This is a genomic window from uncultured Granulicatella sp. (genome assembly GCF_963528195.1).
Taxonomy (GTDB): domain Bacteria; phylum Bacillota; class Bacilli; order Lactobacillales; family Aerococcaceae; genus Granulicatella.
This window is the reverse complement of sequence record NZ_CAURVN010000015.1, coordinates 19,986-33,050: the sequence shown is the minus strand read 5'-3', so window position 1 is coordinate 33,050 and position 13,065 is coordinate 19,986. Positions and strand designations below refer to the sequence as shown.

Sequence of the window (13,065 nt, the reverse complement as noted above, 5' to 3'; positions counted from 1 at the left end):
TTCCCCAATAATTCGAACGGATTAGTATTGTTCTCTAATGTAAGTATAATACCAACTTTTGTTTCTGTCATGAGTAAGACGGTGAAACCGTCTTGGAGTTTTCCTGTGATATAATCTGCTTTACTGATTATATCACTTGAGCTACTATGCAAAGTCTTTTCTGTTTGAACGGATGTTTATGAGAGAGCTTTTGAGAGATAGACTTTGCGATTTCATGCCTTATCTACTATGTAAAGTTTTTCCTAAGTAATATAAAAAGTGACGTGCTGTTGTTGCAGACGTCACTTTTTTCGTTGTTTATTTAAAAATTGTTGAGAATGTTAATAGAATTGAAATAATCCATAACAATGCAAAAGTCCATAAACAAAAATGAATGATAGACTGATACGATTTTTTCTTTTGTGGAACATACTCTTTTTTCTTTGAATGAAAGCTATAAAGGAAAAAGTCAAAGTTTCCAGATTGAATGACTAATAGAGTTAAGCCAATGATTAAAAAAGGAAAACTTAATAGTGTTAAAGTATTTCCAATATAAACAAAATCTAACATAAATTTATTCGTGAAGATTCCATAAAGCAAAACGAGAATTGTAAGGATAAAAGTAGTTCCTAGCGAATAGATGAAGAGACGTTTATTCAAATTGGTAACCTCTCTTATTCTTTTGATGAGTTATCATCATCATCTTCTATTTCATAAAGATGGGCACTTTTTTCTAATAAATCTGCGGTTTCATTGATTAATTTTCTCATGGTTAAATAAGAATTTAACATTCGAATCGCATTTGAAATACTAAATGTGGCAAAAACACAACAAAAAATTGTCGAAAATTCCCAACCACGAATGGGAAGTAATTGTACTGCTAAAAAAATAAAGAAACATGCAATAAAAATTTCAATTATAAAATGTACAAAAAACTGTTGTTTACTAATCATTAAAGAACCTCCCCATTATTAATCTTTAAAAAAATCTTACAAGATTATAGAGAATTTTTCAAGTAATTTTTCTTGATTTTTTTTGACCAAATGAGTACTATAGTAATGTGGTTAGCACTTAAGAAGAAAGAGTGCTAAAAGATCAAGGAGGTATCATTATGTTAAAACCATTAAAAGATCGTGTTGTTATTCAAATGGTAGAGCAAGAAGAAAAAACAGCAGGAGGTTTATTTTTACCAACTGCAGCACAAGAAAAATTACAATTTGCGACAGTATTAGCTGTTAGTGAATTTACAGAAGAAAAAGATCGTCAAGTTCAAGTAGGAGACCGTGTTGTCTTTGAAAAATATACAGGAACTGAAGTTAAATTAGATGGTCAAGAATATATTATTGTAAAAGAACAAGATATTATTGCAATTGTACAATAAGAAAGTGAGGAACTGAAAGATGGTAAAAGATATTAAGTTTTCAGAAGATGCAAGAGCATCGATGCTACGTGGAGTAGATATTTTAGCAAATACAGTAAAAGTAACTTTAGGACCTAAAGGTCGTAATGTTGTATTAGAAAAAGCATTTGGATCACCATTAATTACAAATGATGGGGTAACAATTGCAAAAGAAATTGAATTAGAAGATCATTTTGAAAATATGGGAGCTAAATTAGTTGCAGAAGTAGCTTCTAAAACAAATGATATTGCAGGAGATGGAACAACAACTGCAACAGTTTTAACACAAGCAATTGTTCGTGAAGGATTAAAAAATGTTACTGCAGGTGCAAATCCAGTAGGCATTCGTCGTGGTATTGAATTAGCGACACGTGCTGCTGTAGAAGAGTTACACAAAATTTCTCGTCCTGTAGAATCAAAAGAAGCTATTGCGCAAGTAGCAGCTATTTCTTCAGGTTCTCAAGAAGTCGGTAGTTTAATTGCAGAAGCAATGGAAAAAGTAGGTAACGATGGCGTTATTACAATTGAAGAATCTAAAGGAATTGAAACAGAATTAGATGTTGTAGAAGGAATGCAATTTGATCGTGGCTACTTATCTCAATATATGGTAACAGATAATGATAAAATGGTTGCTCATTTAGATAATCCATTTATTTTAATTACAGATAAAAAAGTTTCTAATATTCAAGAGATTATTCCATTATTAGAACAAATTGTTCAACAAGGTCGTGCATTATTAATTATTGCAGATGATGTAGATGGAGAAGCATTACCAACATTAGTTTTAAATAAATTACGTGGAACATTTAATGTAGTAGCGGTTAAAGCTCCAGGATTTGGTGACCGTCGTAAAGCAATGTTAGAAGATATTGCTGTATTAACAGGTGCTCAAGTCATTACAGAAGATTTGGGCTTAGAATTAAAAGATGCTACTTTAGCACAATTAGGTACAGCTGGAAAAGTAGTTGTTTCTAAAGATAATACAACAATTGTTGAAGGAGCAGGTTCAAAAGAATTAATTGCGAATCGTGTAGCTTTAATTCGTTCTCAAGCACAAGATACAACAAGTGATTTTGATCGTGAAAAATTGCAAGAACGTTTAGCAAAATTATCAGGGGGAGTAGCTGTCATTAAAGTAGGTGCTGCTACTGAAACAGAATTAAAAGAGAAAAAATTACGTATTGAAGATGCTTTAAATGCCACACGTGCTGCTGTTGAAGAAGGAATCGTTTCTGGTGGTGGAACTGCGCTAGTGAATGTTCAAAAAACAGTAGATGCATTAGAATTAGAAGGTGACGAAGCAACTGGAGCGAAAATTGTTTCTCGTTCATTAGAAGAACCACTTCGTCAAATTGCAACAAATGCAGGATTAGAAGGTTCTGTAATTGTGGCTCATTTGAAAGCTCAAGAATTAGGAATTGGATATAATGCAGCAAGTGATGAATGGGTAAATATGATTGAAGCAGGAATTGTAGACCCTACTAAAGTAACTCGTTCAGCTTTACAAAATGCAGCTTCTGTATCTGCTTTATTATTAACAACAGAAGCAGTTGTGGCTGATAAACCAATCCCAGCTGCACCAGCAATGCCTGGAATGGATCCAGGAATGGGTATGATGTAATAAGAAAAAGTATAAATTAGACTTCTCTGAAGTAGTTAGGACGCAAGCAGCCTCGCAAAAGCGAGTCTCATTGCTAAAAATTGAGCCTAAGGTCTCAATTTTTCCGGTTATAAAATCTGCAGTAGCAGTTTTTATCACTCGAGCTACTGCGAGAAGTCTGTTTATATGGACGTATGTTTATGAGTGAACGTATAAAATCAAGACTTCTCTGAAGTAGCAAAGTGAACGTAACTGGGCGTGAGCTACTTCGGAAAGTCTTTTTTCATTTTTTATGAAAAAATTCTCTCATTTTCATAAAAAAACATTGAATTCTGTAAAGTTATGGTATACACTACTGTATATACAGTAGAAAAGGGGATATTTTCAATGAAAAAGAATAGATTTTTAACGTTCACAGCTTTACTAACAGCAATTGCGATTGTTGTTCCAATTATAATGCCATTTAAAATTGTCATTCCACCGGCATCTTATACTTTAGGAAGTCACGTAGCTATTTTTATTGCGATGTTTCTTTCTCCATGGATGACGGTATTTGTTGTATTAGGTTCTACCATTGGTTTCTTCCTAGCAGGATTCCCATTTATTATCGTTTTGCGAGCATTTTCTCATATTTTATTTGGAACTTTAGGGGCTCTTTATTTGAGAAAGTTCCCCAATATATTAGAAAATAAAAAATCTTCATGGATTTTTAATATTGTTTTAGCAATTATTCATGCCATTGGTGAAGTTTTTGTATGTTTTGTCTTTTATAGTGTGACAGGTCAAGATCTTCAAAAATTATTGTATGTCTTATTTGTCTTAGTTGGGGTTGGTACGATTATTCATAGTATGGTAGACTATGTAATAGCGATTGGTATTTATCGTTCATTAAAGAAAATCCATAAGAGAGAGGGTTAATAGTGACCATTACACGTCGAAAGAAATTATTGACTTTATTAAAAGAATCTTCATCAGCGATTAACGGACAGCAATTAGCGGATCATTTTCATGTGACAAGACAAATTATTGTTCAGGATATTGCCATTTTACGTGCAGATGGGGAAGAAATTATTTCAACAAATCGAGGATATATTCATTCTGCTTCTAAGCAACCGCAACAAATTCATCGTTTGTTTAAAGTGAAACATACGATTGATGATATTGAAGATGAGTTAGTTGCTATTGTTGATAATGGTGGAAGAGTAAAAACAGTGTTAGTGGATCATCCAGTTTATGGGGAAATTCAAACATTATTGAAAATGACTTGTCGTAGAGATATTGTTCATTTTATGAAGCAAGTGGAGGAAACGAAGTTTCGTCCTTTGTCTGAGATTACTGATGGGGTTCATTATCATTTAGTGGAAGCTGATACGAAGCAAGATTTAGATGAAATTGAGAAGGCTTTGAGAAAGTTGGGTTTTTTGATCGACGACTCTTTGTAAAATACGTATAGACTTTCTAGTATAGTAGTAAGCGACGCCAGCAAACATTTGGGTTCATTGGTAGTACCATAGAAAGTTTTTCTTGTATTTGTATATATGTAAATTATAAAAACAAGACTTACTTTAACGGCAAGTCTTGTTTTTTTGTTTATCCATTATTCGTTTAATTTTGTTGAATTAGTTTGTAAGCTGGGGAATTTTCTAATTCTTGTTTTCGGTATTCCAGTAAAAAATCTAGTGCTTCTTGTGCAATGGAAGAAATTGGGGAAGTTTGTTCTAAACCTTTAGCAATCCAGTAAATATAGTTATTAAAATCTTCATCCTCTTCAATTTCTAATAATATTTGAAAATTTTCAGGATGGAATAATCCTAATTGTTGTCTGCGAGTATGAATACTCATCCAATGACGATGGTCGAATGATATCAATTCAATATGAGGTTTCATTGAATTGATTAACTCTTCAAAAGAAGAAGCAATTGTTAACCATTGATCCATCTCTATATCTACGAGGCGAATGCTAGGTTCTTTTCCTTTTTCAAGATAATCAAAACAATAGTAAACAGATTCATCTTTAAAAAAGGGAATAAAATAATCGGGTAGTCCTGTTTCTTCAGGGAAAAAGCATTCATCTAATAAACTAATCCAATTTCCCTTTTCTAATCCTGCAATGCCATTTAAGAGAGTATAGTCTAAGCCGAATCGAGTAGGTTCAATGGTAGTTATTTTTGAATGAAGAAAATAACCAGCTCCTTCTTGTTGAATCCACTGTAAATAACTTTCTGGTAAGTCTCCAATAGTCCATTGATGGTGGAGAGGTGTAGCAGGGTCTAATAGTACTTTTGTAAAAGCTTGTTGAATCAGTGACATGTTTTCCTCCAAAAATTAGGTCTAAAGTATGAGGTAAGTTGTAGTAAATATGGTAGAATAAGTTCAATTAATCGATAATAGTTTGCAAAACTAAAACGATTTGTTACAATTAACTGTATAAAATATAAAGGAGTGTGTCAATATGACATTATGGATTATTTTAGGAATTATTGCAGTAGTCATTATCTGGGCTGTATCTGCATATAATGGTATTGTAAAATTAAAAAACTGGGTAAGCGAAGCAGCTGCTCAAATTGATGTTCAATTAGGGAGAAGAAATGATTTAATTCCTAATTTAGTAGAAACTGTAAAAGGCTATGCTAAACATGAACAAGAAACACTTTCTCAAGTAATCGCAATGAGAAATCAATTAACAAATATGGGAAGTAATGCTTCCGTTCAAGAAAAAATGGATGTTTCAAATCAATTAAGTGGAACATTAAAAACAATTTTTGCACTTTCAGAAAGCTATCCTGATTTAAAAGCAAATACAAACTTTATTAAACTACAAGAAGAATTAACAAATACAGAAAATAAAATTGCTTATTCTCGTCAATTATATAATTCAAGCGTGGCACAATATAACATTAAAATTCAAATGATTCCAAATAATATTATTGCGAATTTTGGTGGATTTACAAAAGAACAAATGTTAGAAATTCCAGCGGAAGAGCGTGCAGTTCCAAAAGTTCAATTCTAAAATTGACCGTAGGTGAAGACGATGATGTATGAACAAATTGCTGCCAATAAAAGAAAAACTTGGTTGGTAGTAGGATTTTATCTAATTTTATTTCTACTTGTAGGTATTGGATTAGGTTATACAGTAATGGATAATGCTGTTGCAGGAATGGTAATAGCTTTAGTTGCAGGTGGGTTATATACAATGATGATGATTAGTCAATCAACAGATGTTGTGATGCGATTAAATCATGCAACTGAAGTGACGGAATACGAACAAGCGCCTCAATTGTGGCATATTGTTGAAGATATGGCGATGATTGCAAAAGTTCCAAGACCAAGAATATTTGTGATTGACGATGACTCACCGAATGCATTTGCAACAGGAAGTTCTCCTGAAAAAGCAGCAGTTGCTGTAACAACAGGTTTATTACAACGTTTGAATCGTGAGGAATTAGAAGGAGTTTTAGCTCATGAATTTGCTCATATTCGAAATTATGATGTAAGATTACAAACCATTGCGATTGCGCTTGGAGCAGTAATTGCTATTTTAGTGCAATTTGGTAGTCGAATGATGTTTTTTGGACGTTCTTCTAGACGTTCAAAAGATGATGAAAATGGACTTGCAGCGATTATGATGGTAATTTCTATTTTAGCAATGATATTAGGACCATTTATGTCTACGATTTTACAATTAGCAATTTCAAGAAATCGTGAATATTTAGCAGATGCAACTGCAGTAGAATTTACTCGAAATCCTCAAGGGTTGATTTCAGCATTGGAAAAAATCTCTAATGCTCCAGCAATGGAAGAAGCAGATCCTCAAAGTGCAGCATTATATATAGCTAATCCTTTTAAAAAGGGAAATGATGAAAAAGATTCTTGGTTTGCAACGCATCCAGCAACAAGTAATCGTATTAAACGTTTAAGAGAGATGTAGGATTAAAGACAGTTGAAGTTTTATTAAGTTAGGCTTCGATTGTCTTTATTTCAATTTTGTTACAAAGAAAAAGCTTTCACATGGAATTTGTAATGAAATAAATATACATAAATAGGGATATTTCCCCTATAATAGTAATGTGGAATAAGTATAAGGGAGGAGTTTTGTGATGCAATCAATTTATGTACATTTAGATTCTATTTCGAATCATGTATTAAGTAGTTCGATTAAATTTCAATCAGCAGTGTTGACACAAAATGAAAATCCTAAAAATATATTATTATTAAAAGGTAAGTCTCCCTTAGCAACTTATGATGATTATACAGGATTTTATTATATTAAAGATTCTAAAAAAATCGAAGCATTTTTAGAAGAAGTGCAAAATAGTACTACAGAGTATAATTGGATTGATTTTGAATCATTGGAATTTTTACATCAATTAACTCCTCAAGAAATTGCTGATTTATTATATATTTCGCATGCCAATACACATTTGCATTCTCCGTTTTTTTATAAATTACAAAATAATTTTATCTTTTTAAATTTAGGTCAAGATTTTACAAAAGTGTATTATCGTAAGATGGATGATTTTTATCAACAATTATCTTATCAATTAATGAATCAAATGAGTGAAGAAATGACTCGTTTAAGTAGACGATTATTTTTTAATCAAGAAAAAAATGCAAAGGAAGTACCCGTAGAGTTATTAAAAGAATTAGTAACATATTTTAAAGTTGGAATGGTATTTTCAACAGAAAGAATAAAAAAAGATTTACAAGAATATACAATTCCGCTATATGTAGCAGAAGATCGTTACCATGTGATGGAAAATGTGTATATTAAAGATAATTTATTTGGTCAGTTAATCTATCATGAAGAACAGGGCTGGTCATTAGATATTTTTAAACGGAAAACAGATATATTATAGAACGTTCTTAAGTGAAGTGGCTTACTTTCTTTAAGAACGTTTTTTTGATAGAATAATTGTAATCAATAAGAAAAGAGGTTAGGTCATGTATTATGTAAAAAATCAAAGAAATGGGAAAGAAATCTATGATGCAACAACAAATTTGGCCATTGAATATTTTTTATTAAATGAGAAAAAATTAGATGAGCCGATTTTGTTATTTTATGTAAATGAAAATGCGATTATTATTGGGAAAAATCAAAATACTTATGAAGAAGTCAATCAAGATGGAGTTGATTCATTAAAAGTCCAAGTTGTTAGACGTTTTTCTGGTGGTGGAGCCGTTTATCATGATATGGGAAATATTTGTTTCTGCTTTATTACAGAAGATGATGGAGATAGTTTCCGTGATTTTGGGAAATTTACACAACCGGTTATTCGTGCGTTACATAAAATGGGAGCAACTGGCGCTGAACTTCAAGGAAGAAATGATTTACTCATTGATGGAAAGAAATTCTCAGGAAATGCAATGTACTCAAATAATGGTCGTTTAACGGCTCATGGAACATTGATGCTAGATGTGGATGTAACGATTTTACCGCAATTATTACGTCCAAAAGCTGATAAAATTGCATCAAAAGGAATTAAATCGGTTCGTTCACGTGTTACAAATATTAAACCTTATTTGGCAGAAGAATTCCAAGATTTAGATATTTTACAATTTAGAGAAGTGTTATTAAAAAATATTTTCGAAGTGGAAGATACTTCACTCATTAAAGAATATGTTCTAACAGAAGAAGATTGGGAAAAAATTGAAGAGTTGAGAAAGACCTATTTTAATAATCCTGATTGGAACTATGGGAAAAATCCAAAATTTGCGTTAACACAATCGAAACGTACAACAGCAGGACAAGTTGAATTCCACTTAAATGTTGAACAAAATCATATTAAAGAAATTAAAATTAACGGTGATTTCTTTGGACTTGGAGAAATTAGTGACGTAGAAGAAAAATTAACAGGAATTGAATATCAAAGAGATGCAATTTCTAGAGTATTTGAGTCCATTGATGTTCGTAAATATTTTGGAAATGTAGCGGCTGAAGAATTAGTAGAGTTATTATTGAGCTAATACGAATGATAGAATTTAGTTGAAATAGCTAGAAAAGGTGTTATTACTTTACATTCTATGAAAATTCGTTACAATAGTACTATTCTTAAAAAATTATGAATGAATTTTTAAATGTATGTAAGTGAGGTGAATATTATGGAAATGGAACGTATAAATGATGATACTATTTTAGTAAGAATTGAAAATGAAGATTTACAAGAACGTGGTACTTCTGTTTCAGAATTATTAGCTAATCCTACAGAAATAGAAGAATTTTTCCATAGTATTTTAGTAGAAATGGATGTCATTGATCAATTTGAAGATTCTGAGGGTATGAGTTTCCAAGTGATGCCAAATCCAGAAGGTATTGAATTATATGTTACCAAATACGTTGAAAAAAAAGATATTGAAGCAGATAGCGAACGTTTCGTTCGAAATCTAGTCGATACGATTCAACATTCTTTAGGACATCGAATGGGAAAACCAAAAAAAGAGAAAAAAGTAGAAGAGCCGGTTGAAAAAGAAAAAACATTGGAGCCACTGGATTGTACAGTATTTTTTGACTCATTTGAGGATTTTATCCAGTTAGCAAAAATGTATCCATATAATGTTCAAAAATCATCTTTATATCGATATAGTAACTATTATTTTCTACATGTAAACCAAGAGGTTATTGGAGGAGAAGATTTTACTGCGGATTTAGCTCTTTTAAGAGAATTCGGTGAATTTTCTAGAGTATCTTGGGAAGTTGTACAGGAATATGGCGAAGTAATGATTAAAGAAAAAGCGATTGAAACTGCTAAAAAATATTTTAAATAATGTAAATAGTGGAAGTGAGCAAAAACAATTTTTGTCGTTTGCTGACTCCACTATTTTTATAGAGGAGAAAAAATCATGAATGAAACAATTCAAATACAAATCATGACCAACCGTTAGACGGGTGGTCATGATTTGTAGTAGATTATCATCGTAATGTTCAATTAACAAAGGCGCAAGATAGACCAGCCAAATTACAAGGAACAGCAGATTATTTTATTGCAGGATTAACGGATGCAACCATTGCGGCTCAAAATATGGTAGTAGCGGCTGAGTCACTAGGAATGGGAACTGTATTTTTAGGAAGTTTACATAATGATGCTCAGCAAATTATCGATTTATTAGAATTGCCAGAATATACATTCCCAGCAGTTGGTTTAGCTGTAGGATGGCCAAATCAAGAGCCACAATTAAAACCTCGCTTACCAAAAGAAATTATGTATATGGAAAATCACTATCAAGTACTGGAAAATCCATTAAAAGATATTGAATCGTATGATGAAGAAATTACAGGCTACTACGATACAAGAGATTTAAATCATCGAGTGGATCGCTTCAGTAAACAAGTGGCAGATAAAATGGAATCATTACCTCCAAAAAGATTAGCGTTATTAGAAGTAATTCAGCAACAAGGATTTTTGAAAGAACAATAATAGATTTTTTTGAATGAACTGATTTACAATTAAAACAGAATTGAGTAAAGAAAAGAGGATGACAATGGATATTAAAGATTTTACAGAACATGAACAAAAACAAATAAAAGCGGGATTAACGACTTCTGTCATTACGGATAAGGAAGCGGCTAAAAAAATTCTTGAATTAGTACCAAGTGAATGGATTAAGAAAATTCCATTTTTAGTGAGAGCCCATGCAACAACAAGAACTGTAGCAAGAGTGGCGAAACAATATCCAGAACTTTATGCAGTAGCAAAACAAGAAGGACCTTTACCTGAAAAGGAAAGAGAAGAATTAAGAGAAATTATGATAAATATTTTTGCAGAAAAAATGAATAAGCATAAAATTAAATAAAATGATATTTTACAAAATAAAAATACCAGTCATGAAAAAATGGCTGGTATTTTTGAATTTAAATATTTAAACTGTCATAAACTGATTGTTTCATTTCTGAAATTTCAAGTACTCTTGTGTGTCTGATTTCTGCTTCTAGTACACTTGTAACGGCTAGAGGGATTTCTACTCCGCTTAATTGACGTACTTCATCAATTAATTGTTGATCACTTAAAGTGGTCACGTCAGATTCTTTTACAGCCGATACAACACTTTGAGGGAATTTGTATGGACTAGCTGTAGATACAATAACTGTAGGAGTGTTGTCTTTTGTTTCTTGTTGGTATTTAGTATAAGCACATTGAGCTACTGCTGTATGCGGATCTAATAAATAGTTTTCTTTTGTTAAAACAGATTCGATCGTTTGAGCTGTTTCTTCTTGGCTAGCACGAGCAGCATAAAACTCTTCGTATGAGTGTAATACTTCTTTTTCGATATGATAGTGACCATTGTTTGTTAATGAATCCATCAGTGCTTTTGTTTCTTCGGCATTATTTCCTGTCATTTCGAAAATTAAGCGTTCTAAGTTACTTGAAACTAAAATATCCATACTTGGAGAACTTGTTACTTCAAATTTTCTTTGACGGTTGTATGTTCCTGTGTGGAAGAAGTCTACTAATACATCATTTTCATTTGAAGCACAGACTAATGTTTGGATTGGAACACCTAATTGTTTTGCATAATATGCTGCTAAAATATTTCCGAAGTTTCCAGTTGGAACAACAACATTCATAGCTTCTCCAATTTGAAGAGCTCCTTGTTTTACTAATTGTGCATAAGCATAAACATAATACACCACTTGTGGGCATAAACGACCAATATTGATAGAGTTAGCAGAAGAAAGTTGGAATCCTTTTTCTGCAAGTGTTTGATTTAAAGTTGCATCATTAAATAGTTTTTTCACCATTGTTTGAGCATCATCAAAGTTTCCTTTTACACCATAAACAAATGTATTATCGCCAGCTTGAGTAACCATTTGACGTTCTTGAATCGTACTTACGCCACCTTTTGGGTAAAAGACAATAATTTTTGTATGAGGCACATCGGCAAATCCTGCTAAAGCAGCTTTTCCTGTATCTCCAGAAGTAGCCGTTAAAATGACGATATCTTTGTCTTGTTGGTTTTTCTTAGCGGCAGTTGTTAATAAATAAGGTAAGATTGATAAAGCCATATCTTTAAAGGCAATCGTACGTCCATGGAATAATTCCATAATATAGGTATTGCCAACTTTTTTTACAGGGGCAATTGCTGGATCATCAAAAGTTGTATCATAAGCAGAGTGAATACAATATTGTAATTCTTCGTCTGAAAAGTCAGTTAAAAATGCTTTTAAAATTGGGAATGCAATTTCTTGATAAGATTGGTGTTGCAATGTTTCCCAGTTCAATGATAATTGTGGCATTGTCGTTGGAACGTATAACCCTCCATCTTCAGCAATTCCTTTTAAAATTGCTTGAGAAGCTGTTACACGATTGTTTTTATCTCGAGTACTAATATAGTGTAATTCTGTCACAATTTATCCTCCTTTATCTCTTCTAATGTTTTGTATTTTACCATAAGTTCTTCTATGTGCCTACTAAGTTGAATAAAAGAGGTGTTAAAAAAAGAGGCTAGAAATTTGCTTCCTAACCTCATAAAAAATTATGCTTCCTGTCTGAAATAAGGTTTATTTTTTAAACTCTTTAATAATAATAACCCGAAGACAGTTGTGAAACTGATTTTAATTAAATCTGGCAAAATAAATGGAAGTACCACAAGATTGATAGCTTTTGAAAAATCAGCATGCGTAATTAGTATAAATCCAATCACTCCACCAATAAATAGGGCAACTTCTCCTAAAAGATTCGCTATAAATAAACGAACAGCATTTTGTTTTCTCTGTGCAATGATAGAAGTAACAAAAGCACGAATAGGGAAGAAAACTAGAAAACCAGCAGTCGGTCCAAAGAATGCTTGAAATCCACCTTTTCCACCTGCAAAAACAGGAAGTCCAATAGCACCTAATAATAAATAAAGTACAATAGCAAGTGTGGCTTCTTTTGGACGATAGATGGTAGCCACTAATCCGATAGCTAATGTTTGAAGCGTAATGGGAATAGGACCTAAAGGAATTTGAAAGGGTGACAATGCTGCCACTAGTGCTGCTCCCAATGCGATTAGTGTTAAAGAATATGTTTTGTTCATAATTGTTAACCTCCTAAACTTGAACATGGTAACAATATAAAAGAGTTTTACGTCATTGTCAATCTTTTTTTATAAA

14 protein-coding genes and 1 pseudogene are annotated in these 13,065 nt (G+C 32.1%); 11 read left to right on the top strand and 4 right to left on the bottom strand.

The genetic code is table 11. The features are described 5' to 3' along the window. Positions 1-653 precede the first annotated feature (653 nt). Positions 654-932 carry a DUF4305 domain-containing protein gene (locus tag RWR88_RS05525; RefSeq protein WP_314450988.1) on the bottom strand — a complete coding sequence of 93 codons (279 nt, stop codon included), beginning with the start codon at positions 930-932 and terminating at the stop codon, positions 654-656. A 158-nt stretch (positions 933-1,090) separates the two neighbouring features. On the opposite strand from RWR88_RS05525, the gene groES reads away from it, so the two are divergent. The 4 genes from groES to RWR88_RS05505 all read left to right on the top strand — a co-directional run bounded on the left by groES (position 1,091) and on the right by RWR88_RS05505 (position 4,420). Continuing rightward, positions 1,091-1,360 carry a co-chaperone GroES gene (gene groES, locus RWR88_RS05520; RefSeq protein ID WP_006703485.1) on the top strand — a complete coding sequence of 90 codons (270 nt, stop codon included), beginning with the start codon at positions 1,091-1,093 and terminating at the stop codon, positions 1,358-1,360. A gap of 19 nt (positions 1,361-1,379) precedes the next feature. Beyond that, entirely contained in the window at positions 1,380-2,999 is a 1,620-nt protein-coding gene (groL, locus tag RWR88_RS05515; RefSeq protein WP_314349272.1) for a chaperonin GroEL, read from the top strand. Positions 3,000-3,356: 357 nt separating this feature from the next. Beyond that, positions 3,357-3,896 carry an ECF transporter S component gene (locus RWR88_RS05510; RefSeq protein WP_314110675.1) on the top strand — a complete coding sequence of 180 codons (540 nt, stop codon included), beginning with the start codon at positions 3,357-3,359 and terminating at the stop codon, positions 3,894-3,896. Between the two features lie 2 nt (positions 3,897-3,898). Next, positions 3,899-4,420 carry a transcription repressor NadR gene (locus RWR88_RS05505; protein ID WP_314450987.1) on the top strand — a complete coding sequence of 174 codons (522 nt, stop codon included), beginning with the start codon at positions 3,899-3,901 and terminating at the stop codon, positions 4,418-4,420. A gap of 163 nt (positions 4,421-4,583) precedes the next feature. Here RWR88_RS05505 and RWR88_RS05500 read toward each other — a convergent pair whose 3' ends face one another. Continuing rightward, complete coding sequence (locus RWR88_RS05500) at positions 4,584-5,288, bottom strand: SMI1/KNR4 family protein (RefSeq protein ID WP_314450986.1); 705 nt, start codon at positions 5,286-5,288, stop codon at positions 4,584-4,586. 142 nt (positions 5,289-5,430) lie between these two features. On the opposite strand from RWR88_RS05500, the gene RWR88_RS05495 reads away from it, so the two are divergent. The 7 genes and pseudogenes from RWR88_RS05495 to RWR88_RS05465 all read left to right on the top strand — a co-directional run bounded on the left by RWR88_RS05495 (position 5,431) and on the right by RWR88_RS05465 (position 10,766). Then, the gene (locus tag RWR88_RS05495; protein WP_006703494.1) at positions 5,431-5,988 is read left to right on the top strand and encodes a LemA family protein; all 558 of its coding nucleotides are present in this window, start codon (positions 5,431-5,433) and stop codon (positions 5,986-5,988) included. A gap of 21 nt (positions 5,989-6,009) precedes the next feature. Further along, complete coding sequence (htpX, locus tag RWR88_RS05490; protein ID WP_314450985.1) at positions 6,010-6,906, top strand: zinc metalloprotease HtpX; 897 nt, start codon at positions 6,010-6,012, stop codon at positions 6,904-6,906. Between the two features lie 166 nt (positions 6,907-7,072). Continuing rightward, complete coding sequence (locus RWR88_RS05485; protein WP_314450984.1) at positions 7,073-7,834, top strand: hypothetical protein; 762 nt, start codon at positions 7,073-7,075, stop codon at positions 7,832-7,834. An 85-nt stretch (positions 7,835-7,919) separates the two neighbouring features. Next, positions 7,920-8,942: a lipoate--protein ligase gene (locus RWR88_RS05480; protein WP_314450983.1), complete on the top strand. Its 1,023-nt coding sequence runs from the start codon at positions 7,920-7,922 to the stop codon at positions 8,940-8,942. Between the two features lie 135 nt (positions 8,943-9,077). After that, complete coding sequence (locus tag RWR88_RS05475; RefSeq protein WP_314450982.1) at positions 9,078-9,740, top strand: adaptor protein MecA; 663 nt, start codon at positions 9,078-9,080, stop codon at positions 9,738-9,740. Between the two features lie 206 nt (positions 9,741-9,946). After that, positions 9,947-10,390, top strand: a pseudogene (locus tag RWR88_RS05470) (nitroreductase family protein); the annotation flags it as partial. 64 nt (positions 10,391-10,454) lie between these two features. Next, the gene (locus tag RWR88_RS05465; protein ID WP_314450981.1) at positions 10,455-10,766 is read left to right on the top strand and encodes a hypothetical protein; all 312 of its coding nucleotides are present in this window, start codon (positions 10,455-10,457) and stop codon (positions 10,764-10,766) included. Positions 10,767-10,824: 58 nt separating this feature from the next. Here RWR88_RS05465 and thrC read toward each other — a convergent pair whose 3' ends face one another. After that, positions 10,825-12,318: a threonine synthase gene (thrC, locus tag RWR88_RS05460; protein ID WP_314450980.1), complete on the bottom strand. Its 1,494-nt coding sequence runs from the start codon at positions 12,316-12,318 to the stop codon at positions 10,825-10,827. A gap of 128 nt (positions 12,319-12,446) precedes the next feature. Then, positions 12,447-12,989 (bottom strand): biotin transporter BioY, encoded by a 543-nt coding sequence (locus RWR88_RS05455; RefSeq protein WP_314450979.1) that lies wholly within the window; start codon positions 12,987-12,989, stop codon positions 12,447-12,449. Positions 12,990-13,065: the final 76 nt, after the last annotated feature.